We start from the raw sequence: 24317 nt of genomic DNA, 5'->3' as shown, positions 1-24317 counted from the left end.
GCTCGGCGGCATGCCGCACCGGAACATGCCATGGCGTATTTCCTGAGCCCGCTGCACTCGCCGCTGGCGCTGCTGCTGTTCGTCGTGCACCTGCTGGTGATCGCACGCGCGATCACCCGGCCCAATCGCGCGCCTGCCTCGCGGGTGGCCTGGGTGGCGGTGATCACCTTCCTGCCACTGCTCGGGGTGATCGCCTATCTGTTGCTGGGCGAAACCAGCATCGGCCGCACGCGGATCAAGCGTCTGCGCGAGACCGAGGCACGCATGCCCCTGCCAGTCGATGGCGGCGTGGCGGCGGATGTGTTCGCGCCCCGGGCCAAGCCCGTGTTCGACCTGGCCCAGTCGATCAACGGGTTCAAACCCGTCGCCGGCAACCGCATCGTCCTGCTCGGCGATCCAGCGGCACCCCCTGATGCACCGAAACTCGATTCGAATGCCGCCATCGATGCCCTGGTCGCCGATATCGAACAGGCCCGCGCGAGCGTCCACATCGGCTTCTACATCTGGCTGGACGACCGCAACGGCGCCCGCGTGGCCGATGCCGTCTGCGCGGCCGCGCAGCGCGGCGTGCAGTGCCGGGTGATGGTGGATGCCCTGGGTTCGCGCGCCTTCGCGCATGGCCCGCGCTGGAAGCAACTGCGCGATGCCGGCGTGCGCGTCCACGCCATGCTCGACGACGTGCCGCGCCTGGGTCATCTGGCGGTAGGCCGGGTCGACCTGCGCAACCATCGCAAAATCGCGGTGATCGACAACCGCATCGCCTACTGCGGCAGCCAGAACTGCGCGGATCCCGAATTCCGGGTGAAACCGAAGTTCGCACCGTGGATCGACCTGCTGCTGCGCTGCGAGGGCCCGGTGGTGCGGCAGGCGCAATACCTGTTCCTCAGCGCCTGGATCAGCGAAACCGGCGAGGCGCTGGAAGCGATGGTGACCGCATCGCCAGCGCCGGAGCAGTTCGAGGATGGCGTGATCGCGCAAATGTTCGGCACCGGCCCGACCGCCCGCCACAACGCGATGTCGGACATGTTTGTCGCGGCGATGTACGCGGCGCGCGAGGAACTGCTGGTCACCACGCCCTACTTCGTGCCCGACGAAGCCCTGCTGCGGGCCCTTTGCGCCGCCCCCCGGCGCGGGGTGAAGACCACCATCGTGTTCCCCGCGCGCAACGATTCGATGCTGGTCGGCAATAGTTGCCGCAGCACCTGGCCGGACCTGCTGAGCAGCGGAGTCAGCGTGCTCGAATATCCGTTGGGGATCCTGCACACCAAGTCGATGACCATCGATGGCGGGATCGCCCTGGTCGGCTCGGCCAACATGGACCGCCGCAGCCTGGAACTGAATTACGAGAACAACCTGCTGGTCGCCGACCATGCCGTCGTGCAGGCCATCCGCACGCGGCAGCTGGGCTACATGTCGGTCTCCCAGCCGGTCGATCTCGACACCGTGCGGGCGTGGCCCTACCGCCAGCGCCTGCTGCAGAACGCGATCGGGATGATGGCGCCGCTGCTGTAGCCAGGCCCTAGCCGCAGATGCGGTTGCGGCCGGCGCGCTTGGCTTCGTACATCAGGGCATCGGCGCGGCTGACCAGCCGCTCGTAATGGGCAAGCCCGGTGCGCTCCGCCACCCCGCCGCTGATCGACATCTTCCAGCCCGGGGCGAAGCCGCTGCAGTCCAGCCGCTCCACCGCCCAGCGCAGCCGTTCGCAACGCCGGCGCGCCTCTTCCAGCGCGAGCCCTTCGAACAGCACCGCGAATTCCTCGCCGCCCCAGCGCGCCAGCTTGCCCAGCGCGCCCAGTTCCTCGCGCATCACCCGCGCGACTTCGGTCAGGGCGCGGTCGCCGGCGGCGTGCGAATAGCCGTCGTTGATCCGCTTGAACTGGTCGATGTCGATCAGCGCGAAGCTCAACGGACGCCCGGATCGAGCCGCCTGGTCGAAGGCGCGCGCCAGTGCCTCGTCCATGCTGCGACGGTTGCCGAGCCCGGTCAGCGCATCCTCGCGCGCCTGCCGCTCGAACGCATCGGCCTGCTCCTTCAGCCGTGCGACCAGGATGGATTTCTCATGGTCGGATTCGCGCAGCTTGTCGGTCTGCTCGCGCAGGTCGCTGGTGCGCTGCTCCACCACGCTCTCGAGGTGCGCGGCGCGGCTGCGCAGGTGGCCCAGCCGCCAGCGATACAGGCCGGCAACCAGCAAGCCGGCGCAGGCGGCCAGCAACGCCAGGAACCAGGTCCGCTGCCACAGCCGCGGTTCGATCTCGATGTCGAGCGTGGTGACGTCGCGGCTCCAGCCCTGCCCCAGCCCCGGCGCCGAGGCATTCACTTCGAACCGGTATTTCCCCGGGCCGAGGTTGGTGTACTGGGCGACGCGCTGGTTGCCGCGTTCGATCCAGCCGCGGTCCACCCCCTCCAGGCGGTAGCGGTAGCGGACGAAACGCGGGGTCAGGAAATTGAGGCTGGCATAGTGGAATTCGAGCTTGCGGGTTCCGGCCGGCAGCTTGAGCGTGGCCTGCAGCGGCACGCTGGCATCGTTCACCAGCGCCTGTTCGATCACCACCGGCGGCAGCTGGCGCTTGTAGGCATGCAGGGAACGCGGCTGCACCACGGCCGCACCGCCGGCGGTCGCGACCCAGATCCGCCCGCTGCTGTCGCGCAGCGCCGCCGGGCCGGATGCGCCGTTGCACTGGTTGCTGGCCAGCCCGTCCGCTTCGCCGAAGCGATCGAGTTCGAGCGTGGCCTTCTTGCCGTCGAGCACCGCTTCCGCCTCGCTGCGGGCAATCCGCATCACGCCGCGATTGGAGGTCAGCCACAGGCTGCCGATGCCGTCGTCCACCACCGCGAACAGGGTATCGATCGGCAGCCCCTGCGCCAGCCCCAGCGCCTTCAGCCGGCCGTTGCGGTAACGCAGCAGGCCGCGGTCGGTGGCGAACCACAGCGTGCCGTCGTTGTCTTCGTGGAAATCGAACACGTCCTGCGCGCCGTTCATGCCACGCATGTCCACCACCTGCACGCGGCCGTCGGCGATGTGCGCCGCGCCGTTGGCGGTGCCGACCCACAGGCTGCCGTCGCGCGCCAGGTGCAGCGAGATGATGAATTCGCGCGGCAAGCCCTCCGCAACGCCGAAACGCTCGAACTTGCCGTCGCGCATCCGCACCAGCCCGCGGGTGGTGCCGATCCACACCGTGCCGTCGTCCTGCTGCGCCAACGCACGCACCTGGTTGCTGCCGGGCATTCCATGCGCGTTGTCGTAATGCGCGACCACCCTGCCGGCGCGCAGGCGCAGCAGGCCGGCGGTATAGCTGCCGACCAGCAGGCTGCCATCGCGATCCTCGAGCAGGCTGAGCACGGAATCGCTCGGCAAGCCGTCGGCGGCGGTGTAACTGGCTTCGAGCTTGCCGCCGCGCCAGCGGTTGAGGCCGCGGCTGGTGCCGATCCACATCGAGCCGTCGCGCGATTCCGCCAATGCGCGCACGTAGTCGTCGCTCAAGCCCTGGTCGCCGTTCCAGGTGCTGAACGGCGCATCGCTCAAGCGCAGCAAGCCGGCATTGGTGCCCGCCCACACGCTGCCTTCGCGGTCGATCAGCAACGCGGCGACGCGGTTGTTCGGCAGCCCGCGCAGGCTGGTGAATTTCTCGACGCCGGATTGCGTCAGCCGCAGCAGGCCGTTGTTGACGGTGCCGACCCAGAGGTTGCCGGCGGCGTCCTTCGCAAGGCTGGGCACGCCGTCGACCGGGAGCAAGCGCGATACCTGGACGAAACGCTCGCCCTCGCGACGGTAGACGCCGCGCTCGGTGCCGACGAACACGGTGCCGGCGGCATCCTGGATCGCGCGGAACACCGGCGCGTCGGGCAAGCCGGATGCCTTCGCATACACCACCGGGCGGCCGCCGGCGAAATGCACCAGGCCGCCCGCGGTCGCGGCCCACATGCTGTCGTCGCGATCCAGCATCAGGCCGTAGGTGACGCCACTCGGCAGGCCGCTGCCGGCATTGAAGTGGACGACCTTGTCGCCGTCGACCAGGTCGATGCCGGAGTCCTCGGTCGCCACCCACAACCGGCCCTTGCGGTCGAGCATGGCATCCATGATTTCTTCCTGGGCCAGGCCGTCCTTGACCATCCAGGTGCGCCAGAACTCGCCGCGCTTCACGGTCACCCCGCCGCGCGACGTGCCGATCACCACCGCGCCATCGGCGGAGGCGCGCACCGAGCGCACCCCGTTGTCCTTCAGCGCCGGCGTATTGCCGCGGTCGAAGGCATGGAATTCCAGGCCGTTGTAGCGGACCAGCCCTTCCCAGGTGCCGAACCACAGGTAACCGTCCGGGGTCTGCGCGATGGCATTGACCTGGTTGTGCGGCAACCCCTGGCGGGTGGTCCAGGTCTCGCGGAAATACGCGGACAAGGGCTTGTCCTGGGCGCCGGCCGGCGGAGGCAGCAAGCCGACGCACAGCAGCAACACGGCCATCGCCATGGCGCGCGCCAGATTCCCCACAGATGCCCCCCGCATCCGCTCCATCCGCCCTGTCCTCAGTCCGCCGGCAAGCCGGCGAGCGGTCCCATGAACTTGCGATAGTGGCGCAATTCCGCGATCGAATCGCGCACGTCGCTCAAGGCGGTGTGCGCCGACTCCTTGCTCACCCCGGCCAATACCCCAGGCGACCAGCGCCGCGCCAGTTCCTTGATCGTGCTCACGTCCAGGTTGCGGTAATGGAAATGCGCTTCCAGCGCCGGCATCAGGCGGTGCATGAAGCGCCGGTCCTGGCAGATCGAATTGCCGCACATCGGCGAGGCATTGGCCGGCACCCACTGCCGCAGGAAGTCCAGGGTGCGCGCTTCCGCCTCGGCCAGCGCCACGCCCTCCTCCAGCACCCGCCGCCACAGCCCGGACTTGCCGTGCTGGTTGCGGTTCCAGTCGTCCATCGCTTCCAGCGTGGACAAGGGGTGGGCGATGGCGAATTCCGGGCCTTCCGCGAGCAGGTTGAGCTGGCCATCGGTCACCACCGTGGCGATCTCGAGGATGCCGTCGCGGCCGGTGTCGAGCCCGGTCATTTCCAGGTCGATCCAGATCAGGCGCTCGTTGGGCTGTTCCACGGGCTAGGACTCGCGTGCATGCTGGGGTGCGGGCATCATACCGGCTCGCCCGCGAGGCCCTGCATGCTCCAGAACGCCACTTCGGCCATCGGCCACTACGCCATCCTGACCGCGATGCTGGCGCCCGCGCTGCTGATGGCCGCCACCGCGTCGCTGCTGGTTTCCGCCAATGCCCGCCTGGCCCGCGTGGTGGACCGCCTGCGCGCATTGATCGTGGCCTGGGAGCAGGATGCGCCCGACCGCGTCGAGCGCGACGACCAGATCCGCCGCCACCGCGAACGCGCGCACCTCGTGCTGCGCGCCTGCCGCCTGCTGTACGGCGGGCTGGCGAGCTTCGTCTGCACCAGCCTGGCGCTGGCGATGGACGCCTTCCTCGGGTTCAGGCTGGGCGCGATCCCCACCGTCACCGCGGTGGTCGGCGTGCTGTTCCTGCTCGCGGCCAGCTTCGCCATGTGGCGCGAGGTCAGCCTGTCGGTGCGCAGTTTCGACCTGGAACTCGACCAGGAACTGACCCGCCGCCGCGGCTAGCGCGCCGGCCTGGCGCGCTTGGCGCGGAAATACTGGGTCAGCATCGTGCCGGCCTCGCCGGCAAGCACGCCGCCCGCCACCTCAACGCGATGGTTGTGGCGCGGGTCCGCGAGCAGGTCGAACACGCTGCCGGCGGCGCCGGTCTTGGGGTCGCCCGCCCCGTACACCACGCGTGCGAGCCGCGCATGCACCATCGCCATCGCGCACATCGCGCAGGGTTCGAGCGTCACGTACAGCGTGCAACCCACCAGGCGATGGTTGCCGATGGCCGCGCCTGCCCGCCGCATCGCCACGATCTCGGCATGCGCGGACGGATCGGATTCGGCGATGTTGCGGTTCCAGCCCTCGCCGACGAGCTTGCCTTCGGCATCGACCACCAGCGCGCCGACCGGGATTTCGTCGTCCTCGTCGCGCGCGCGTTCGGCCAGCGCCAAGGCGTGGCGCATCCAGCGTTCGTCGTCAGCCGCGACGTCGGTCATTCCCACTCTATTGTAAACAAGACATTTTTATCTTTTATATTCAATGGCTTATTTTCCTGCTAATTGGTAATACCATGAAAAATACCATGCTCAGAAAAGGCTTAACAATATTTTGAAAAATTGCCTACTGAGCGCTGCCGCACAGCTCCATAGGCCGCTTTCCTGGCTTTGCTTCCAGATGTATGCTCTTCTGCTCCTGCAGCTAATGGATCACCGCAAACAGGTTACTCGCCTGGGGATTCCCTTTCGACCCGAGCATCCGTATGAGACTCATGCTCGATTATTATTATTATAGAAGCCCCCATGAATAAATCGCTCATCATTTTCGGCATCGTCAACATAACCTCGGACAGTTTCTCCGATGGAGGCCGGTATCTGGCGCCAGACGCAGCCATTGCGCAGGCGCGTAAGCTGATGGCCGAGGGGGCAGATGTGATCGACCTCGGTCCGGCATCCAGCAATCCCGACGCCGCGCCTGTTTCGTCCGACACAGAAATCGCGCGTATCGCGCCGGTGCTGGACGCGCTCAAGGCAGATGGCATTCCCGTCTCGCTCGACAGTTATCAACCCGCGACGCAAGCCTATGCCTTGTCGCGTGGTGTGGCCTATCTCAATGATATTCGCGGTTTTCCAGACGCTGCGTTCTATCCGCAATTGGCGAAATCATCTGCCAAACTCGTCGTTATGCATTCGGTGCAAGACGGGCAGGCAGATCGGCGCGAGGCACCCGCTGGCGACATCATGGATCACATTGCGGCGTTCTTTGACGCGCGCATCGCGGCGCTGACGGGTGCCGGTATCAAACGCAACCGCCTTGTCCTTGATCCCGGCATGGGGTTTTTTCTGGGGGCTGCTCCCGAAACCTCGCTCTCGGTGCTGGCGCGGTTCGATGAATTGCGGCTGCGCTTCGATTTGCCGGTGCTTCTGTCTGTTTCGCGCAAATCCTTTCTGCGCGCGCTCACAGGCCGTGGTCCGGGGGATGTCGGGGCCGCGACACTCGCTGCAGAGCTTGCCGCCGCCGCAGGTGGAGCTGACTTCATCCGCACACACGAGCCGCGCCCCTTGCGCGACGGGCTGGCGGTATTGGCGGCGCTGAAAGAAACCGCAAGAATTCGTTAACTGCACATTCGGGATATTTCTCTATATTCGCGGTTCAGCAGGCATGTCCCCTTTGAGGGCGACCCGACGACAGGATAATCGACCTTATGGTGCGCAAATATTTCGGCACAGACGGTATTCGTGGCAAAGCCAACGAAGGCGCGATGACGGCGGAAACCGCCTTGCGCGTCGGCATGGCGGCTGGCCGTGTCTTTCGTCGCGGTGACCACCGCCATCGTGTCGTGATCGGCAAGGATACGCGCCTGTCGGGCTATATGCTTGAACCCGCGCTCACAGCCGGTTTCACCTCGATGGGCATGGACGTATTCCTTTTTGGCCCGCTGCCGACAACGTATAGGAAGAATAAACGCCCTTTTCACCCAAGTCCAACAGCTTTGGACCGCAGTTGACTCTTTCGACACCCCTGCGATGCAACCCAATCCGGCTGACGGGGAGCCAGCAACGCTGAAAATTTACCCTCCTCTTTCCCACTAGCGGCTCCTTTTCCGACAACCAGCACGGCGGATCCCTGCCGCGGCGCTGTGAACGCAGCATTTTGATTGGTATCGTTGGCCTTCAGGCTCGTCAGTCAAACAGACCCAGGAGCAGCTCAGCCGGTGGCGCCCGGCTTTCGGGTAACGCCCTGGTCCCGCTGGTTTCGGCTTTGTGCTTCAGGTGATCAAGGATCTGCTTGATCACTATAGGGTCTTCAATGCAGGCGATGACTTTCATGGCGCCGCCGCAGCCGCTGCAGGTCTCGATGTCGATATTGAAAACACGCTTGAGCCGTTGCGCCCATGTCATCGACGCTCGCCGTTGTGCTGGTGTTGCCGGTTCATCAGCCACCCTGACCTTGTTGCCCCTGCCCCGTTTTGCCGGCGTGACCAACGCCCGGTGCCGACTGTTGGGTGCGAACACCCCGTGGAAGCGGGTTAGGTTGACTCTGGGCTTCGGTACCAGGGCGGCCAGCCTTGCAATGAAATCCAATGGTTCGAAAATGACGTGCGTGGTGCCGTCCCGGTACGGCGTCTTGAGCTGGTAGCGCACGTTGCCGCCTCGTGTTAACGACAGCCGCTTCTCGGATACCGCCGGGCGGCTGATGTACCGGCACAGCCGTTCGAGCTTCTTGCGTTCATCGGCCCTGGCCGCCACGCCGGCGTGCAGGCTGGACCCGGCTACCTTGCCAATCCCGTCACCGAACGGATCACCACTGGTCGGCAGAGTTTGCAAAGTGAACACCTTTCGCCCCGCCTGTGAACCGACAGCGATACGGTAAGTGATCGAGTGCCCCAGCAGGGGTGTCATCGGGTCGTCATCCACCGCATCCGAGGCCAGATAGCTGTTTTCGACATCCCGTTCCAGCAGGCCTTGCCGTTCCAGATAGCGACCCACCCGGTGGGCGATGGTGTGCGTCAGCTGGGTGAGCTCTGGGCTGGTCGGCGCCTTGACCCAGCGGAAACGCGCTGAGCCGTGGGATTGCTCGACATACACACCGTCGAGAAACAGCATGTGGAAGTGAACATTCAGATTGAGCGCCGATCCAAAACGCTGGATCAGGGTGACCGCGCCCGTCTTGGCCACTTGGTGGGTATGGCCCGCTTTCTTGACCAGGTGCGTGGCAATGACGCGGTAAACGATGCCCAGCACCCACCCCATGATCTCGGGCCGGCTGGCAAACAGGAAACGCAGCTGAAACGGGAAGCTCAACACCCACTGACGCATGGGTTGTTCAGGCAGTACTTCATCAACCAGCAAGGCGGCACTTTCGGCCATCCGCCGCGCCCCACAGCTCGGGCAGAAACCGCGACGCTTACAGCTGAAAGCGACCAGGTGCTCGGCGTGGCAAGACTCGCAGCGAACCCGTAGAAAGCCATGCTCCAGCCGCCCGCATTGGAGAAATTCTTCAAATTCCCGTTGCACATAGCCCGGCAATTCCTTTCCCTGCTCTGCCATAAGCGCAGCGAATGCCGGGTAATACTCGTCAACGATCTGATAGAGAAGGGTTTGCTCGGGTCGGTGGCTCTGGTAACGACCAGTATCCCGATCCCGGCTGGCCGTCCTGGCCGCCACATGAGGCATGTTCCGCGTCCTTGCAATACTGTGTTTACATACAGTCTATCGCTTAGCGGAAAGTTCTTTTACCCTCAGCCGAAATGCCTGCCGTTGCTAGACATTGCCAGCCAGTGCCCGTCACTCCCACTCGATGGTCGCGGGCGGCTTGCCGGAAATGTCGTAGACCACCCGCGACACGCCGCGCAGCTCGTTGATGATGCGGTTGGATACGGTGCCGAGGAAGTCGTACGGCAGGTGCGCCCAGTGCGCGGTCATGAAGTCGATGGTCTCCACCGCGCGCAGCGCGATCACCCATTCGTAGGCGCGCGCGTCGCCGACCACCCCCACCGACTTCACCGGCAGGAACACCGCGAACGCCTGGCTGGTCTTGTCGTACAGGTCGGCCTTGCGCAGCTCGTCGATGTAGATCGCATCGGCCTTCGCCAGCAGTTCCGCGTATTCGCGCTTCACCTCGCCGAGGATGCGCACGCCCAGCCCCGGGCCCGGGAACGGATGGCGATAGACCATCTCGCGCGGCAGGCCGAGCTCGACGCCAAGCCGGCGCACTTCGTCCTTGAACAGTTCGCGCAACGGCTCGACCAGCCCCAGCTTCATGTCTTCTGGCAGGCCGCCGACGTTGTGGTGGCTCTTGATCACGTGCGCCTTGCCGGTCTTGCTGCCGGCCGACTCGATCACGTCGGGATAGATGGTGCCCTGCGCCAGCCACTTGGCATTGCCGAGCTTGTTCGACTCCTCGTCGAAGATCTCGATGAACAGGTTGCCGATGATCTTGCGCTTGGCTTCGGGATCGCTGACGCCCTTGAGCTTGTCGAAGTAGCGATCCGCGGCATTCACGCGCACCACTTTCACGCCCATATGCTCGGCGAACATCGCCATCACCTGGTCGCCTTCGTTGAAGCGCAGCAGGCCGGTATCGACGAACACGCAGGTCAGCTGGTCGCCGATGGCCTTGTGCAGCAGCGCCGCGACGACCGACGAATCCACGCCGCCGCTCAAACCCAGGATCACTTCATCGGAACCGACCTGCTCGCGCACGCGGGCGATCTGGTCCTCGATGATGTTGGCCGCGGTCCACAGCGTCTGGCAGCCGCAGACCTCCACCACGAAACGGCGCAGCAGCTCCTGGCCCTGCTTGGTATGGGTGACTTCCGGGTGGAACTGCACGCCGTACCAGCGCTTGTCCTCGTTGGACATTGCCGCAACCGGGATGCGATCGGTGACGGCGGTGATGACGAAGCCCGGCGGCGCCTTGGCCACGTGGTCGCCATGACTCATCCACACGTCGATGCGCGGCGCGCCGCCGTGGTCGCTCAGGCCGTTGAACAATGCATCGGGCTTCACGATCTCGACTTCGGCGTGGCCGAATTCGCGCTGGTCGGCGGCTTCCGTCGCACCGCCGAGTTGCGCGGCCAGCGTCTGCATGCCGTAGCAGATGCCGAGCAACGGCAATCCGCTGTCGAACACCTGCTGCGGCGCGGCCGGCGCGCCGGCTTCGGTGGTCGATTCCGGCCCGCCCGACAGGATGATGCCCTTGGCGCCGAACGCCGCGATCTCCGCCGGATCGTGATCCCAGGCCCAGATTTCGCAATACACGCCGATCTCGCGGATGCGGCGGGCGATCAGCTGGGTGTACTGCGCGCCGAAGTCCAGGATCAGGATCTTGTCGGAATGGATATTGGTGTTCGGCTGCTGGGTCATGTGTTTTCTTCAACTGGAAACGAAGAAGGGAAACTCGCGTCTCCCTTCCGTGTGAACATCAACCGGCGCGGTAATTCGGCGGTTCCTTGGTGATCTGCACGTCGTGCACATGGCTCTCGCGCTGGCCGGCACCGGTCACCTTCACGAACGACGGCTTCTTGCGCATGTCCTCGATGGTGGCGCAGCCGACATAGCCCATCGTCGCGCGCAAACCACCGGCGAGTTGATGGACCACGCCGCTCAGCGGGCCGCGGTACGGCACGCGGCCTTCGATGCCTTCCGGCACCAGCTTGTCGGCGTCGCTGGCGTCCTGGAAGTAGCGGTCCTTGCTGCCCTTCTCCATCGCGCCGAGCGAGCCCATGCCGCGGTAGCTCTTGTAGCTGCGGCCCTGGAACAGTTCGGTTTCGCCCGGGCTTTCCTCGGTGCCGGCGAACAGGCCGCCGATCATCACGCTGGAGGCACCGGCGACGATCGCCTTGCCGATGTCGCCCGAGTAGCGGATGCCGCCATCGGCGATCAGCGGGATGCGGTCCTGCAGCGCCTCGGCGACCATCGCCACCGCGGTCACCTGCGGCACGCCAACGCCGGCGACGATGCGGGTGGTGCAGATCGAACCGGGACCGACGCCGACCTTGACCGCGTCCGCGCCGGCATCCAACAGCGCCAGCGCGGCATCGCCGGTGACGATGTTGCCGCCGACCACCTGCAACTTCGGGAAGCGCTGCTTGGTCCACGCCACGCGGTCGATCACGCCCTGCGAATGGCCGTGCGCGGTATCGACGATGACCACGTCCACGCCCGCCGCCACCAGCGCCTCGATGCGCTGCTCGGTATCGCCGCCGACGCCGACCGCGGCGCCCACCAGCAGGCGGCTGCCGGCATCGTAGGCGGCGTTCGGGTTGTCCGACTTCTTCTGGAAATCCTTGACCGTGATCAGGCCGCGCAACGCGAATTCGTCGTTGACCACCAGCACCTTCTCGATGCGGTGGCGGTGCAGCAGGCCCAGCACTTCGTCGTCGCTGGCGCCTTCCTTCACCGTGACCAGCTTCTCGCGCTTGGTCATGATGTGGCGGACCGGATCGTCCAGCTTCTTCTCGAAGCGCATGTCGCGGCCGGTGACGATGCCGACCAGCTGGCCGCCGTCGACCACCGGCACGCCGGAGATGTTGCGCGCGCGGGTGAGCTTGAGCACCTCGCCGATGGTGGTGTCGGGGCCGACGGTGAACGGCTCGCGGATCACCCCGGCCTCGAAATTCTTGACCCGGGCGACCTGCGCGGCCTGCGCCTCGGCCGACATGTTCTTGTGGATGATCGAGATGCCGCCGAGCTGGGCCATGGCGATGGCCAGGCGCGCTTCGGACACCGTGTCCATCGCCGCGGAGACGATCGGCAGGCGGATGTGCAGGTCGCGGGTCAGCCGCGTGGCGAGGCTGACGTCCTTGGGCAGGACCGTGGAATGCGCGGGGACGAGGGAAACATCGTCGTACGTCAGTGCTTCAGCCTGGATGCGGAGCATCGGCAGTCCCGGGAGAGTTGGGGAAGCGCGTCATTATAGCCGCCTGGCGCGCCCGGAGTCTGCCCTTGCCGCGAACTCAGCGTTCCGCGGCCGCCGCGTCGGCCAGTTCGGCCGCTTCCAGGGTGTTCTGCATCAGCGTGGCCACGGTCATCGGCCCCACCCCGCCCGGCACAGGCGTGATCCAGCTGGCGCGGTCGGCGGCGGCTTCGAACTGGACGTCGCCGGTCAGGCGGCCATCGTCCAGACGGTTGATGCCGACATCGATCACCACCGCGCCCGGCTTCACCCATTCGCCGGGGATCAGGCCCGGGCGGCCGACCGCAACGACGAGGATGTCCGCCTCGCCCACGTGCCGCTTGAGCACGTCCTGCGGGGTGAACTTGTGGCAGCTGGTCACCGTGCAGCCGGCGATCAGCAGTTCCAGCGCCATCGGCCGGCCGACATGGTTGCTGACGCCGACGATGGTCGCGCTGGCGCCGCGCACCGGGCGATCGGTGTAGGCCAGCAGCGTGGTGATCCCGCGCGGCGTGCACGGGCGCAGGCCGAACTGGCGCAGCGCCAGGTGGCCGACGTTCTGCGGGTGGAAGCCGTCCACGTCCTTGTCGGGATGGATGCGCTCGATCAGCGCGCTGGCATCGGGGATGCCGGGCAGCGGCAGCTGGATCAGGATGCCGTGCACCTTCGGGTCGGCGTTGAGCCTGTCGATCAGGGCGAGCAGTTCGGCTTCGCTGGTGCCGGCCGGCAGGTCGTGGTCGAACGCGGTGATGCCCACGATCGACGCCGCGCGGCGCTTGTTGCGCACGTAGCTCTGGCTGGCCGGGTCGCCGCCGACCAGCACCACCGCCAGCCCCGGCCGCGACTTGCCGGCGGCGACGCGGGCGTCGACCTGCGCCTTCAGGTTGTGCAGCAGGTCGTCGGCGATGCGCTTGCCGTCGAGGATCTTCGCGCTCATGCGGGGCTGGGATTCGATGCGGGGTAGGCGCACATTATCGCCCACCACGCTGCCGAGCCGATGCCATGACCGACAGGGAAACCGTTGAAATCGAGGCCGCGGCCTTCCGCCGCCTGCGCGACCACCTGATGCTGCAGCGCCCGGACGTGCAGAACATCGAGCTGATGATCCTGGCCGGCTTCTGCCGCAACTGCCTGGCCGACTGGTACCGCGAAGCGGCGGAAAACAGGGGCATGGCGATGACCCGCGACGAGGCGCGGGAAGCGGTGTACGGTATGCCCTACGCGGAGTTCAGGGCGCGGCACCAGGCCGAAGCCACGCCGGAACAGCTGGCCGCCTTCGAGGCGCGCAAGCGTTAGACCCGAACGTCGGCCTCATCACGCTACGATCAGAGCAGGCAGGGGACACCATGGCGATCCAGGGCGAATGTCCGAAGTGCGGCAAGCGCGTGTTGCACGTCAACGTCGAAATCATCGTCGGCATGGTGGACGGCGACAGCAAGGCGCGCTGCCTCAGCCACAGCTGCATCCATTGCCACACGGTGCTGGGCGTGCAGATCGACCCGCGCGCCAAGCCGCGTGCGCGCAGCAGCAAGACCGCGGCGAAAGCCTGAGTTCCCTCAGTTGCCGTCCTGCGGCAGCCCCCACGGCTGCGGCTTGGCTTCGCCTTGCAGCGGGCAACGCGGCACGCCGGAGCCGACCACGCAGTTCACGCAGCAATCCTGGCGCGGCGGCGCGGCGTTCGGCACCGGCAGGTAGGAAGGCGGTTGCACCGGGCCGAGTTGCGCCAGCTGCGCCTGCGGCTTGAGCTTGAGCAGCACCGCCCAGTCCTGGCGGTTGAAGTCGCAGGCGGACAGGGTATCCGGCGAGCATTCCACGCCATCCTCGCTGCGCTGCTGCAGGCCCCAGAAATGGCCGCTGGCATTGAGGTTGAGCACGCGCATGGTCACCGCCTGCTGCACGTTGCCGCCGATCAGATAGGCCTTGGCATCGCCGTCCGCACCCGCCGCGACCACGATGTCGCAATGCATCGCCAGCCCGGTGGCGCCGCTGTCGATGGCGCGCACCAGCCCCTGGTGGCCGTAGACGCGGCCGGTGCGCACGTAGCACAGCAGGTCGCCGGCCGCCGGCGGCGCCGCCATCGGCGCAAGGAACTGGTAGGGGCTGCCGGCGGGGTCCAGCCGCGCCGCGCGCACGTAATCGAAATGCCCGCCGGAAAGGATGAACCCAGGCACGCCGGCACGGCGCATCACCCACGACACGAAGGCCGCCGACCACGGATTGTCGATGACGAAACCGCGGCAACCCAGCCCGGGATAGGACGCGTTGCCCACCGCGTACGCGCAATCGCCGGCGCCGTTCGCGCCGCTGCGGCCGAGCAGCCCGGCGTCGTTCCAGTACATCGCGACCTGCCGCCAGGCCGCGCCGCCGCCTTCCAGCCCGCTGCCCTCGCCTTCGGCGACGATGCTGCTGGCCAGCCTGCCTTCGCTGGTGATGAAGGGCCGGCGCCAGCGCATGTGCTCGTCGCAGGCGACCGCGGCGATGCGGGTGGCGACCTCCGGGTCGGATTGCCGGCCGCGCAGCGACGGACACTGGTCGGCGGCGAGCGCGCTGCCCGCGAATGCCAGCAGGCAGAGCATGGCCAGCCCTTGCAGGGCACGCGTCATCGAATCCAACTTCAGCCACCTCCCGCGCAGAACGCGGCGTAATCGACATACCCAGGGAATGCGGAATCCGGCGCGCAAACCGGGCATTGCGGGTCGGCATGCAGGCGGGTTTCGCGGAACCGCATGGACAACGCGTCGAATTGCAGCAACCGGCCACGCAAGGGTTCGCCGATGCCGAGCAGCAGCTTGATCGCCTCGGTCGCCTGCAGCAGGCCGATCACGCCGGGCAGCACGCCCAGCACCCCGGCTTCCGCGCAATTCGGCGCGGCGTCCGCCGGCGGCGGCTCCGGGAACAGGCAGCGATAGCACGGCGCCTCGCCGCGATGGCGGCCGGCATCGAACACGCTGGCCTGTCCCTCGAAGCGGTGCACCGCGCCGTACACCAGCGGCTTGCGCAGTTTCACGCAGGCGTCGTTGAGCAGGTAGCGCGCAGGGAAATTGTCGGCGCCGTCGATCACGACATCGATGCCGTCCAGCAGGCGCTCCACGTTGTCCGATGCAACCCGCTCGCGCACGGCCTCGATCCTGGTGCGCGGATTGAGCGCGGACAGGGCGATGGCGGCGGACTCGACCTTCGGCATGCCGATGCGCGCGTCGGCATGCAGGATCTGCCGCTGCAGGTTGCTGCGGTCGACCGCGTCGTCGTCGGCGATGCGCAGGGTGCCGATGCCGGCGGCCGCGAGGTAGTACGCGGCGGGCGAACCCAGGCCGCCGGCGCCGACCAGCAGCACCCGCGCTGCTTCCAGCGCCTTCTGCCCGGCAAGGCCGACATCCGGCAGGCGCAGGTGGCGCGAATAGCGTTCGCCGAAATCGGCATCGACATCGGCGCGCCGCATCGGCAGGCCGGCGGCATCCCAGGCCTCGGTACCGCCCTCGACCGAGGCCACGTTGCGATAGCCGCGCGCTTCGAGGAATTCCGCGAGCTGGCGCGAGCGCATGCCGCGCTGGCACAGCAACAGCACTTCGGCGTCGATGTCCGGCAGGTGCGTTGCAGGATCGGCCTGCAGGTCTTCACGCACGATGCCGAGCGCGCCCTCGGCCATGCCGAGCGCGCGTTCGTGCGCGCCGCGCACGTCGATCAGCAGTACGCCCGCGCGCTGGCGGGCATGGGCTTCGCTGGGGCTGAGGTGGCGAATCGGCATGCTGCGATTATCGCCGATCAATAGGCGAGCACTTCGACCGCATCGCCGCGCGCGCAGGACTGCGGGCCCTCGGCCAGCACCAGCAGCGCATCGGCGTCCGCCGCGGCGCGCAGGCGATGCGAGCCGGTGGCGTCGTTCGGCGCGATCCATTGGCTGCCGTCATCGCCACAACGCAGGGTTCCGCGCATGAATTCGCGGCGTGCGTGCGGCTTTTCGATGGCCGCATCCAGCCGCGCGAACCGGCGCGGCCGGGCCGCCCTGCCCTGCATGCCATCGATCAGCACCCGTCCCAGCGCCAGGTACGTCGCCAGCACCGAGACCGGATTGCCCGGCAGGCCGAGGAACTGCGCACGGCCCAGCTGCCCAGCCAGCAGCGGCATGCCCGGCTTCATCCTGACCTTCCAGAAGTGCACCGCGCCATGCATCTGCAGCATCGCCGGGATGTGATCCTTCTCGCCGGCGGATACCGCGCCGCAGGTGATCACGATGTCGAAACTCGAAGCCGCGTCCTGCAGCATCGACGCGATGCGCGCGGGATCGTCCGGCAGGGTCGGCCACGCCGTCGGTTCCAGGCCGTCCGCGCGCAACAGCCCCATCAGCAGTTCGCGGTTGCTGTTGTAGATCTCGCCCGGCTGCAACGGCATGCCCGGCTCGACCAGTTCGTCGCCGGTGGTGAACACCGCGACGGTCGGCTTGCGCGACACCGGCAAGCGCTCGATGCCCAGCGAGGCCGCCAGCGAGACCTGCACCGCATTGAGCGGCGTGCCGGCGCGCAGCACCGGATCGCCCGGCCGTGCATCCTCGCCGGCCTTGCGCACGTTGGCGCCGTCGCGCACGGCGCTGCGCAACACGACCGCATTGCCGTCGACGCTGCTCTCCTCGCGGATCACGACCGTGTCCGCACCCCGCGGCATCGGCGCGCCGGTGGTGATGCGCACGCATTCGCCCTCGCCCACCTGCAGGTCCAGCGCGCGGCCGGCGAATTGCTCGCCGACCAGCACCAGCGTGACCGCATCGGCTTCGTGCAGGTCGGCATGGCGGCAGGCATAGCCGTCCATCGCGCTGTTGTCGAACGGTTGCAGCGCGATCGGCGCCGCGATGTCCTGCGCGAGCACGCGCCCGTGGCAGCGCGCCAGCGGCAGCTGCTCGACCGGCAGGCGATTCGCCATCGCGACGCGCTGCAGGATGGCGCGCGCGTCGTCGAACAGGATCGGGCTTGGGAAGTCAGTCATCCGCATAGCCTGCCAGACGCAGGTCGTCCGGCGTGTTCAGATTGCCGAAGCGGAACCCGCTGAAACGCACCCGCGCCAGCGACATGCGGGCCTGCATGGCCTGCACCGAGAAGTCCCGCGCCGCGATGCACACAGCCACGGCATCGCGCAGCGAGTCGACGCGATACAGCGCCACCAGCGGCTGCAGGCCGTCGTCGTCCTCGGCCACGGCGCCATCGCCGCCGGCATTCGCCAGCGTGCGCAGCAGGCAGTCGTTGGCATCGACGATGTCGACCGGGACGGTCAACAGCCACGGCGTTGCGCATGTCGATGCCAATGCATCGAGGCCGCCCAACGGGCCGATGTCGGCGATGCGGTCGGCGATTGCCTGCAGGCCAAGCCGGGAATGACGCGGCAAGTCGCGGTTCGCGGAAACCAGCACCGCGCCGCATTCCGGCTCGAAGCGCCGGGCGATGCGGAGTACCTGCGGCACGCCGTCGCGCTGCAGCCAGGCCTTGTCGCGGCCGCCGAGCCGACTGGCACGACCACCGGCGAGGATGCCCAGCGTGACCTCGCCGCGCGCCACCATCACGCGGCTACTTGGCGCGCTTGACGCGGCGGATCAGCCGCTGCTTCTTCGCGACCTGGCGATCGGTCAGCACGTTCTTCTTGTCCTTGTACGGGTTCTCGCCTTCCCGGAAGAGGAAGCGGATCGGCGTGCCGACCAGCTTGAAGCGCTTGCGGAAGAAATTCTCGAGATAGCGCTGGTAGGTGTTCGACAGCGTCTTCAGCCGAGTGCCGTGCACGATGAAAGTGGGCGGGCTTTCCGCGCCCGGATGGGCGAAACGCATCTTCGCCACGTGTCCGCGCACCACCGGCGGCGGGTTGGCCTCATAGGCCGCCTCGACCGCGCGGGTGACGTCGGCGGTGCTGAACACCTTGGTCGCCGAGGCATGCGCGCGGTGGATCGCTCGGAACAGCTCGCGCAGGCCGGAGCCGTGCAGCGCGGAAATGCGCACGTTCTCCGCCCATTCCACGAAACTCAGCTTGCGCGCCACCAGGGTCTCGGCCTGCTGGCGTTCGTAATCGCTGCGGCCGTCCCATTTGTTGATGGCGATGACCAGCGCCTTGCCGGCATCCAGCACCGCGCCGAGCACGGTGGCGTCCTGGTCGGTCACGCCTTCGCTGGCGTCCAGCATCAGCACCGCGACCTGGCATTGCTCGATCGCCTGCAGGGTCTTGAACACCGAGAACTTCTCGACCGCCTCCTCGACCTTGGAACGACGGCGCAGGCCGGCGGTATCGATCAGGCGGTACTTGCGGCCGTCGCGCTCGAGGTCCACCGCGATCGAATCGCGGGTGGTGCCCGGCACTTCCGAGGCGATCATCCGCTCCTCGCCGAGGATGCGGTTCACCAGCGTCGACTTGCCCACGTTCGGACGGCCGACGAAGGCGATGCGCACCCGCTTGGGATCCGCATCCAGGGTTTCGGCCGTGCCCTCTTCCGGCAGCAGCCGGACCGCCTTCGCCAGCAGGTCGTCGATGCCGGTGCGGTGCGCGGACGAGACCGGCAAGGCATCGCCGAACCCGTAGCGGGCGAATTCCGCCATCGCCGATTGCAGGTCGATGCCGTCCGACTTGTTGACGATCAACAGGGTCGGCTTGGAGAGCTTGCGCAGCCAGCGCAGGATGTCGTCGTCCAGCGCCGAAGCGCCTTCGCGGCCATCGACCACGAACAGCACCAGGTCGGCTTCCTCGGCGGCGGCGCGCGACTGGCGCGCGGTGGCGCCGGCCAGGCCTTCGTCCTCGCCGGCGATGCCGCCGGTATCGACCAGCACAAACGGGCGGCCTTCGACCAGCCGGCACACGCCGTAGTTGCGGTCGCGGGTGACGCCCGGCTCGTCGTGCACCAGCGCATCGCGGGTGCGGGTCAACGCATTGAACAGCGTGGACTTGCCGACGTTGGGACGCCCGACCAGGGCGACGAGGGGCAGCATGGATCAACCTTTGCGCGTGCGGCGCGGAATTTCTGTTTCGGGAAACGCGACGGCCCCGGCAGGGTAGCCGGGGCCGCAGGTGCATGCCAGCCCGGGGGCCGGCCCAGGCCTTATTGCAGCGCGAACGCGGCGAGCTGGCCCTCGACGGTCTGCACCACCAGGATGCCGTCGGCCACCGCCGGCTGGCCGTTGATCGCGCCGCCCACGCTGGAGCGCGCGGCGAAGGCGCCGTCGTTCAGGCGCAGCCAGTGCAGCACGCCCTCGAAGTCGCCGACCACGGCGTAATCGCCCTGCACGGCAGGCGCGCTGGTATTGCGGTAGGCCAAGCCGTCCTGCTGCCACAGGCTGCCGCCGGTGTTCTTGTCCAGGCCCCAGACCTTGCCGGTCGGGTCGGTCACCACCACGGCGGAATTGCTCAGGCCCAGCCCGCGCGGGCCGCCATTCTCGCGATCCCACATCAGCTGGCCGCTGGGGCCGTCGATCGCCACGGTGTGGTTCTTGTAGCTGGTGGCGAACAGGGTGGTGTTGTCGAGCACGGCCGGGCCGTCCACGTCGGCCATGCGCTCCAGCTCGCTGCGGCCGTCCGGCTGCGCGACCGGGGTGGTCCAGACCACGCCGCCATCGGTCATCGACAGCGCGGTCAGGGTGCCGTTGTCGTTGCCGACGAACACGATGCCGGGGCCGAGGGTGATCGCGCCGTTGCCGCGCACGGTCAGCGAAGGCACGTCGGCGCTGTAGAACCAGCGGCGCTCGCCGCTGGCGGCATCGAGCGCGGTGACGCGGCCATCGTTGGAATGCACGAACACCATGCCGCCGCCGATCGCCGGCGCGACCAGCACTTCGTTGGCGACCTTGGATTTCCACTTCTCGGCACCGGTGGCGGCGTCGAGCGCGATCACGTCGCCTTCCAGGCTGCCCACGACCACCAGGCCGTCGCCGGCACCCGGACCGCCGGTGAGCGGCAGCTCCGAGGCATAACGCCACAGCGACTGGCCGCTGCGCAGGTCGAATGCCGACACACCGCCTTCGACCGCGGCGGCATAGACGTGGCCATCGGCGATCGCCGGCCGCTGGGCGATGCCGAGCCGTTCCTCGCCCTTGCCGACCGAAGCGCTCCACAGCTTGCTGACGGTCACGCTGGGCGCGATCTGCACCAGCGGGGTCGGATCCTTGGAGCGATCCTTGCCGCGACCGTCGAGCAGGTTCTTGACGGTCGAGCAACCGGACAGCAGGGCAACCGCCAGCGCGGTGGCGGCGATCAGGCGCAGGGGGCTTCGCATGGCCTGGGTCATCAGGTCTTGTCCTCGGTGTGCGGCGGCGTGCCGCCGGCCTCGATCAGTTTCAGGGTCAGCAGGCGGTGCTGCGGGTCGCCGACATCGACCAGGGCCAGCGCCTTGAGGTATGCCTCGCGCGCCTTGGCGCGATCGCCCAATGCGAACTGCGCATCGCCGCGGGCATCGAGCATGGCCGGGTTCTTGTCGTCATCGAGCAGGGCCAGCGCTTCCTTGCCCTGGCCGGCGTCGACCAGCAGGCGGGCCAGGCGCTGGCGCACCACGCCGCGCAGGTCGGGATCGATGTCGTGCAGCCCGCGCAGGGTCGCGATGGCGTCGTCGCGCTTGCCGGCTTCGGTCTGCGCCTTGGCCAGCTGCAGGGCGGCCAGCGTGGCCAGGGTCGGGTTGCCCTTGCCGATCTGGTCGAGCGCCGCGCGCCCCTTGTCCACCGGCAAGCGGCCGGCTTCGTAGTTCTTCACCACTTCGGCATAGCGGCCGTTGACCGCCATCCCGCGCTGCTGCTGCTGGCCCTGCCACCACTGCCAACCGGCGATGGCGCCCAGGCCCAGGGCCACGCCGCCGATCAGGCCAAGCGCATTGCTGCGTACCCAGGAGCGGACTCGTTCGCTCTGTTCGTGCTCGTCGAGCAGGTCGTCGATTGCCATGCTGTCTCTTGCCCGCGTTCAGTACGCGGGTCGTCAATGAGTGTGGGAATTGGAATCGGTCGTCGGCATGGGACCGATGACCGGGCCGCCGGTTCGACGCTCCGACTGTTTCAATCGGCCGCGACGAGCGAACCGTCGGAGGATACCGTAAAGCGCGCGACGTTCGCGCGGGCGAAGGCGCCCATGTCCACGTTGCGCCCGTGGTTTTCGACATCCACCGCCGAGGCGTTGCCGATGGTCAGGCGCGCGACCTGAGCGGCGGCGTAACGGCGTTCGCTGTTGGCCGGCACCAGGCCTTTCTCGAGGCTGCTGCCATCGATCGCGGTCACGGTGATCCAGCTTTCGCCGCGGGTGCGGACCACGATGTCGCCGGCCGTCGCGGCGGGCGCGGCCACCGGCGCCATCGAGGCGACCACCGTGCGCGGGGTCGAGGGCTGCGGCTGCGCTTGCGTGGCCTTGCCGCTGAGATCGACCGGCACGTCCAGCGGCGCGCCATCGCCGGTATTCGCCAGGTGCTGGCGGGTCGCGACCCAGGCCGGCACCACCAGGAACAGGGTCAGCACGATGTAGACCAGCCGCCGGCCGAGCTGTTCGGCCCACCACTGCGCCTTCGGCGTGTGCGTGCGGCTGACGATCCGCGACGGCTCGACCGGCCCGACGTCGACCAGCGCATCCATCATCGGCGCCGTCATCAGGCCCATCAGGCGCGAATAGCTGCGCACCTGGCCGCGCACGAACACCGGGGCCCCCAGGCGCGACCAGTCCTCCGCTTCCAGCGATCGCACGATCCGCGCCGGCATGTGCAGCCTGGCGGCGACATCGTCGATGCTCAGGCCGGCGGCCTCGCGCGCCTGCTTGAGGCGTTCGCCGCAGCCCGCCAGGGCGTGGTGGGTCTTGTCCGGATGGGGAGTCATTGCGTGCGCGGGGCAGTCGTGGAGCCGGGGGAAATCGCCTCCAAACGGGAAAGATAACGCTCCGCGGCCAGGTTGTCGCCTAGTTTCTGCTCGATTCGCGCGGCCAATTGCAGTCCTTCGGCATCCGTCGGGGCGAGCGCCAGCCAGCGTTCGGCGAACGCGCGCGCCTCCAGGTACTGCCCGCGCGCGAACTGCAACGCCGCCATGCCCGACAGCGAAGGCAGGTTGCCGGGCTCGAGCGCCAGCGCCTGCCGCCATTGCGCTTCCGCGCGATCCTGCTGGCCTGCGCTGTCCGCGCAGGCCCCCGCGTTGGCCAACGCGGCGGCTGGAGTGGGATAGCCCGGATCCGCCAGGGCCTTGTCGAACCAGTCCAGCGATTCCGCGGCGCGTCCGTTCCCGCACAGCCAGGTGCCGTAGTTGTTGGCGTAGGCGCCGTTTGCCGGCGCGATCGCGACCGCCTGCTGGTAGTGGCTGCCCGCTTCCGCGGCATTGCCGCGCGCCGTGGCGATGGCGGCCAGCAGGGTATGCGCGTCTCCCGACCTCGCATCCGCCTTCAATGCCTGCCGTGCCAGGCGCTCGGCCTCGTCCATCCGCCCCGCGCGATACAGCCCCGTGGCGTTGGCCAGCAGTTGCGAGACCGCAACCGGCGCGCCCTTGCGCCCCTTGTCGCTGACCTCGTAAGTGGGTGCGACCTGGGTGTAATCGCCGCGCGCCGCCGTCGGCCTGATGATGCTCAAGCGCTCCAGGCGGCTGCAGCCGGCCGCCAGCAGGACCGCGCATGCGACCAGCGCGAGTGCCTTACGCCGCATCGGACACCCCGCTTTCCTGCAACCGCTTGCGATGCTCCGCCGAGCGGCGGGTGCGATCCATCACCTGCCCCTTCAGCTGGCCGCAGGCGGCATCGATGTCGTCGCCGCGGGTGCGGCGCACCGGCGCGATCATGCCGGCGTTGTTGAGCTGCTTCTGGAAGGCGCGGATCGCCTCGTCCGTCGGCCGCGCGAAACGCGTGCCGGGGAACGGGTTGAACGGGATCAGGTTGACCTTGGCGGCGTCCTTCATCTGCACGCGGCGGTCGAACTCGCGCAGCAGCTTGACCAGGCCGCGCGCGTGCTCGGGCTGGTCGTTGACGTCCTTCATCAGGGTGTATTCGAAGGTCACCGAGGTGCCGCGCTTGCGCAGCGCGTAGCGCACGCAGGCGTCCATCAGCTCGGCGATCGGGTACTTCTTGTTGAGCGGGACGAGTTCGCTGCGCAGCGCGTCGAACGGCGCATGCAGCGAGACCGCCAGCGACACGTCGCTGACTTCGCCCAGCCTGTCGATCATCGGTACCATGCCGGCAGTCGACAGGGTGACGCGCTTGTTGGCCAGCCCGTAGCCGAGGTCGTCGCGCATGATGCTCATCGCGCGCACCACGTTGTCGAAATTCGCCAGCGGCTCGCCCATGCCCATCATCACCACGTTGGTGAGCTTGCGCTGCTGGTGCGGCACGTTGCCGAGGTGGCGCGCGGCCACCCACACCTGGCCGATGATCTCGGCGGTGGACAGGTTGCGATTGAAGCCTTGCGTGGCGGTCGAGCAGAACTGGCAGTTCAGCGCGCAACCCACCTGCGAGGACACGCACAGCGTGCCGCGGCCCTTGTCCGGGATGTAGACGGTCTCGATGGCGTTCTTCGGATCCATGCCGAGCAGCCACTTGTGGGTGCCATCGGTGGATTCCTTGTCGAAGATCAGCTGCGGCGCATGCACCACCGCGCGATCCTCCAGCTTGGCGCGCAGCGCCTTGCCGAGATCGGTCATCTCGCCGAAATCGGTCACGTAGCGGTGGTGGATCCACTTCATCACCTGCTGCGCGCGGAATTTCTTCTCGCCGAGTTCTTCCTCGAAGAAGCGTTCGAGGGAGGCGCGGTCGAAATCGAAGATGTTGGTTCGCGTTGCGGCGACCGCAGCCGCCGCAACCGAATCGCGCGCACCGACAGCTTCGCCGACGAGGGCGATGTCGATGACCGGGGCGCGCGTCTCGCTCAT

Annotated in this window: 23 protein-coding genes; 6 read left to right on the top strand and 17 right to left on the bottom strand. The window is 67.7% G+C overall.

Going from position 1 to position 24317, the window contains the following annotated elements; translation table 11 throughout:
• Positions 1 to 30 precede the first annotated feature (30 nt).
• Positions 31 to 1512, top strand: coding sequence for a cardiolipin synthase (gene cls / locus FHQ07_RS00780; RefSeq protein WP_139714839.1), 1482 nt, complete (start codon positions 31 to 33; stop codon positions 1510 to 1512).
• A gap of 7 nt (positions 1513 to 1519) precedes the next feature.
• On the opposite strand, the gene FHQ07_RS00775 is transcribed toward cls, so the two are convergent.
• Both FHQ07_RS00775 and orn read right to left on the bottom strand, forming a co-directional pair.
• On the bottom strand, positions 1520 to 4462 hold the full coding sequence (locus FHQ07_RS00775; RefSeq protein WP_168191420.1) for a ligand-binding sensor domain-containing diguanylate cyclase: 2943 nt from the start codon (positions 4460 to 4462) through the stop codon (positions 1520 to 1522).
• Between the two features lie 56 nt (positions 4463 to 4518).
• Positions 4519 to 5082, bottom strand: a complete 564-nt coding sequence (gene orn / locus FHQ07_RS00770; protein ID WP_277871800.1) for an oligoribonuclease — start codon at positions 5080 to 5082, stop codon at positions 4519 to 4521.
• 63 nt (positions 5083 to 5145) lie between these two features.
• Between orn and FHQ07_RS00765 the strand changes: the two genes are divergently transcribed.
• Positions 5146 to 5610, top strand: coding sequence for a DUF2721 domain-containing protein (locus tag FHQ07_RS00765; RefSeq protein WP_168191419.1), 465 nt, complete (start codon positions 5146 to 5148; stop codon positions 5608 to 5610).
• Here FHQ07_RS00765 and tadA read toward each other — a convergent pair.
• Positions 5607 to 6089 carry a tRNA adenosine(34) deaminase TadA gene (tadA, locus tag FHQ07_RS00760; protein WP_139714836.1) on the bottom strand — a complete coding sequence of 161 codons (483 nt, stop codon included), beginning with the start codon at positions 6087 to 6089 and terminating at the stop codon, positions 5607 to 5609. The genes FHQ07_RS00765 and tadA overlap by 4 nt on opposite strands.
• 303 nt (positions 6090 to 6392) lie before the next feature.
• Here tadA and sul2 point away from each other — a divergent pair, with 303 nt between their 5' ends.
• Positions 6393 to 7208 carry a sulfonamide-resistant dihydropteroate synthase Sul2 gene (sul2, locus tag FHQ07_RS00750; protein WP_001043260.1) on the top strand — a complete coding sequence of 272 codons (816 nt, stop codon included), beginning with the start codon at positions 6393 to 6395 and terminating at the stop codon, positions 7206 to 7208.
• An 86-nt stretch (positions 7209 to 7294) separates the two neighbouring features.
• Positions 7295 to 7597, top strand: coding sequence for a phosphoglucosamine mutase (locus FHQ07_RS00745; RefSeq protein ID WP_000251875.1), 303 nt, complete (start codon positions 7295 to 7297; stop codon positions 7595 to 7597).
• Between the two features lie 175 nt (positions 7598 to 7772).
• Here FHQ07_RS00745 and FHQ07_RS00735 read toward each other — a convergent pair whose 3' ends face one another.
• From FHQ07_RS00735 to folD, 4 genes are all read right to left on the bottom strand, one after another.
• The gene (locus tag FHQ07_RS00735) at positions 7773 to 9266 is read right to left on the bottom strand and encodes an IS91-like element ISCR2 family transposase (protein ID WP_001120888.1); all 1494 of its coding nucleotides are present in this window, start codon (positions 9264 to 9266) and stop codon (positions 7773 to 7775) included.
• A 111-nt stretch (positions 9267 to 9377) separates the two neighbouring features.
• Positions 9378 to 10958, bottom strand: a complete 1581-nt coding sequence (gene guaA, locus FHQ07_RS00730) for a glutamine-hydrolyzing GMP synthase (RefSeq protein ID WP_139714835.1) — start codon at positions 10956 to 10958, stop codon at positions 9378 to 9380.
• Between the two features lie 58 nt (positions 10959 to 11016).
• Positions 11017 to 12474 (bottom strand): IMP dehydrogenase, encoded by a 1458-nt coding sequence (gene guaB, locus FHQ07_RS00725; RefSeq protein ID WP_139714834.1) that lies wholly within the window; start codon positions 12472 to 12474, stop codon positions 11017 to 11019.
• A gap of 76 nt (positions 12475 to 12550) precedes the next feature.
• Positions 12551 to 13426, bottom strand: coding sequence for a bifunctional methylenetetrahydrofolate dehydrogenase/methenyltetrahydrofolate cyclohydrolase FolD (gene folD, locus FHQ07_RS00720; protein ID WP_139714833.1), 876 nt, complete (start codon positions 13424 to 13426; stop codon positions 12551 to 12553).
• Positions 13427 to 13491: 65 nt separating this feature from the next.
• Here folD and FHQ07_RS00715 point away from each other — a divergent pair, with 65 nt between their 5' ends.
• On the top strand, positions 13492 to 13785 hold the full coding sequence (locus FHQ07_RS00715; RefSeq protein ID WP_139714832.1) for a DUF1244 domain-containing protein: 294 nt from the start codon (positions 13492 to 13494) through the stop codon (positions 13783 to 13785).
• 50 nt (positions 13786 to 13835) lie between these two features.
• Entirely contained in the window at positions 13836 to 14039 is a 204-nt protein-coding gene (locus FHQ07_RS00710) for a hypothetical protein (protein WP_139714831.1), read from the top strand.
• A 6-nt stretch (positions 14040 to 14045) separates the two neighbouring features.
• On the opposite strand, the gene FHQ07_RS00705 is transcribed toward FHQ07_RS00710, so the two are convergent.
• The 10 genes from FHQ07_RS00705 to rlmN form a co-directional block, all read right to left on the bottom strand.
• The gene (locus tag FHQ07_RS00705) at positions 14046 to 15092 is read right to left on the bottom strand and encodes a DUF2272 domain-containing protein (protein ID WP_168191418.1); all 1047 of its coding nucleotides are present in this window, start codon (positions 15090 to 15092) and stop codon (positions 14046 to 14048) included.
• 11 nt (positions 15093 to 15103) lie between these two features.
• Positions 15104 to 16234, bottom strand: a complete 1131-nt coding sequence (gene moeB, locus FHQ07_RS00700; RefSeq protein ID WP_139714829.1) for a molybdopterin-synthase adenylyltransferase MoeB — start codon at positions 16232 to 16234, stop codon at positions 15104 to 15106.
• A 17-nt stretch (positions 16235 to 16251) separates the two neighbouring features.
• Positions 16252 to 17466 (bottom strand): molybdopterin molybdotransferase MoeA, encoded by a 1215-nt coding sequence (locus FHQ07_RS00695; RefSeq protein ID WP_139714828.1) that lies wholly within the window; start codon positions 17464 to 17466, stop codon positions 16252 to 16254.
• A complete protein-coding gene (mobA, locus tag FHQ07_RS00690; RefSeq protein ID WP_139714827.1) occupies positions 17459 to 18034 on the bottom strand; it encodes a molybdenum cofactor guanylyltransferase in 576 nt (191 codons plus the stop codon). The genes FHQ07_RS00695 and mobA overlap by 8 nt, the downstream gene beginning before the upstream one ends.
• Before the next feature lie 7 nt (positions 18035 to 18041).
• Entirely contained in the window at positions 18042 to 19442 is a 1401-nt protein-coding gene (der, locus tag FHQ07_RS00685; RefSeq protein ID WP_139714826.1) for a ribosome biogenesis GTPase Der, read from the bottom strand.
• Positions 19443 to 19552: 110 nt separating this feature from the next.
• Positions 19553 to 20722 (bottom strand): outer membrane protein assembly factor BamB, encoded by a 1170-nt coding sequence (gene bamB / locus FHQ07_RS00680; protein ID WP_139714825.1) that lies wholly within the window; start codon positions 20720 to 20722, stop codon positions 19553 to 19555.
• Between the two features lie 11 nt (positions 20723 to 20733).
• Positions 20734 to 21378: a YfgM family protein gene (locus FHQ07_RS00675; protein ID WP_139714824.1), complete on the bottom strand. Its 645-nt coding sequence runs from the start codon at positions 21376 to 21378 to the stop codon at positions 20734 to 20736.
• Between the two features lie 110 nt (positions 21379 to 21488).
• Positions 21489 to 22292 carry a helix-turn-helix domain-containing protein gene (locus FHQ07_RS00670; RefSeq protein WP_139714823.1) on the bottom strand — a complete coding sequence of 268 codons (804 nt, stop codon included), beginning with the start codon at positions 22290 to 22292 and terminating at the stop codon, positions 21489 to 21491.
• Positions 22289 to 23101, bottom strand: a complete 813-nt coding sequence (pilW, locus tag FHQ07_RS00665; protein ID WP_139714822.1) for a type IV pilus biogenesis/stability protein PilW — start codon at positions 23099 to 23101, stop codon at positions 22289 to 22291. The genes FHQ07_RS00670 and pilW overlap by 4 nt, the downstream gene beginning before the upstream one ends.
• The gene (gene rlmN, locus FHQ07_RS00660) at positions 23091 to 24317 is read right to left on the bottom strand and encodes a dual-specificity RNA methyltransferase RlmN (RefSeq protein ID WP_139714821.1); all 1227 of its coding nucleotides are present in this window, start codon (positions 24315 to 24317) and stop codon (positions 23091 to 23093) included. Before rlmN ends, pilW begins: the two co-directional genes overlap by 11 nt.

The organism is Thermomonas aquatica (genome assembly GCF_006337105.1).
GTDB lineage: Bacteria > Pseudomonadota > Gammaproteobacteria > Xanthomonadales > Xanthomonadaceae > Thermomonas > Thermomonas aquatica.
This window is presented reverse-complemented; position numbering and strand designations above follow the sequence as displayed.

Bases quoted from the DNA above. Each gene is read 5' to 3' on its own strand.
- cls (WP_139714839.1), top strand. From the start codon at position 31: ATGGCGTATTTCCTGAGCCCGCTGCACTCGCCGCTGGCGCTGCTGCTG.
- FHQ07_RS00775 (WP_168191420.1), bottom strand. From the start codon at position 4,462: ATGGCGATGGCCGTGTTGCTGCTGTGCGTCGGCTTGCTGCCTCCGCCG.
- FHQ07_RS00765 (WP_168191419.1), top strand. From the start codon at position 5,146: ATGCTCCAGAACGCCACTTCGGCCATCGGCCACTACGCCATCCTGACC.
- tadA (WP_139714836.1), bottom strand. From the start codon at position 6,089: ATGACCGACGTCGCGGCTGACGACGAACGCTGGATGCGCCACGCCTTG.
- sul2 (WP_001043260.1), top strand. From the start codon at position 6,393: ATGAATAAATCGCTCATCATTTTCGGCATCGTCAACATAACCTCGGAC.
- FHQ07_RS00745 (WP_000251875.1), top strand. From the start codon at position 7,295: ATGGTGCGCAAATATTTCGGCACAGACGGTATTCGTGGCAAAGCCAAC.
- FHQ07_RS00735 (WP_001120888.1), bottom strand. From the start codon at position 9,266: ATGCCTCATGTGGCGGCCAGGACGGCCAGCCGGGATCGGGATACTGGT.
- guaA (WP_139714835.1), bottom strand. From the start codon at position 10,958: ATGACCCAGCAGCCGAACACCAATATCCATTCCGACAAGATCCTGATC.
- guaB (WP_139714834.1), bottom strand. From the start codon at position 12,474: ATGCTCCGCATCCAGGCTGAAGCACTGACGTACGACGATGTTTCCCTC.
- folD (WP_139714833.1), bottom strand. From the start codon at position 13,426: ATGAGCGCGAAGATCCTCGACGGCAAGCGCATCGCCGACGACCTGCTG.
- FHQ07_RS00715 (WP_139714832.1), top strand. From the start codon at position 13,492: ATGACCGACAGGGAAACCGTTGAAATCGAGGCCGCGGCCTTCCGCCGC.
- FHQ07_RS00710 (WP_139714831.1), top strand. From the start codon at position 13,836: ATGGCGATCCAGGGCGAATGTCCGAAGTGCGGCAAGCGCGTGTTGCAC.
- FHQ07_RS00705 (WP_168191418.1), bottom strand. From the start codon at position 15,092: ATGACGCGTGCCCTGCAAGGGCTGGCCATGCTCTGCCTGCTGGCATTC.
- moeB (WP_139714829.1), bottom strand. From the start codon at position 16,234: ATGCCGATTCGCCACCTCAGCCCCAGCGAAGCCCATGCCCGCCAGCGC.
- FHQ07_RS00695 (WP_139714828.1), bottom strand. From the start codon at position 17,466: ATGACTGACTTCCCAAGCCCGATCCTGTTCGACGACGCGCGCGCCATC.
- mobA (WP_139714827.1), bottom strand. From the start codon at position 18,034: ATGGTGGCGCGCGGCGAGGTCACGCTGGGCATCCTCGCCGGTGGTCGT.
- der (WP_139714826.1), bottom strand. From the start codon at position 19,442: ATGCTGCCCCTCGTCGCCCTGGTCGGGCGTCCCAACGTCGGCAAGTCC.
- bamB (WP_139714825.1), bottom strand. From the start codon at position 20,722: ATGCGAAGCCCCCTGCGCCTGATCGCCGCCACCGCGCTGGCGGTTGCC.
- FHQ07_RS00675 (WP_139714824.1), bottom strand. From the start codon at position 21,378: ATGGCAATCGACGACCTGCTCGACGAGCACGAACAGAGCGAACGAGTC.
- FHQ07_RS00670 (WP_139714823.1), bottom strand. From the start codon at position 22,292: ATGACTCCCCATCCGGACAAGACCCACCACGCCCTGGCGGGCTGCGGC.
- pilW (WP_139714822.1), bottom strand. From the start codon at position 23,101: ATGCGGCGTAAGGCACTCGCGCTGGTCGCATGCGCGGTCCTGCTGGCG.
- rlmN (WP_139714821.1), bottom strand. From the start codon at position 24,317: ATGAGCGAGACGCGCGCCCCGGTCATCGACATCGCCCTCGTCGGCGAA.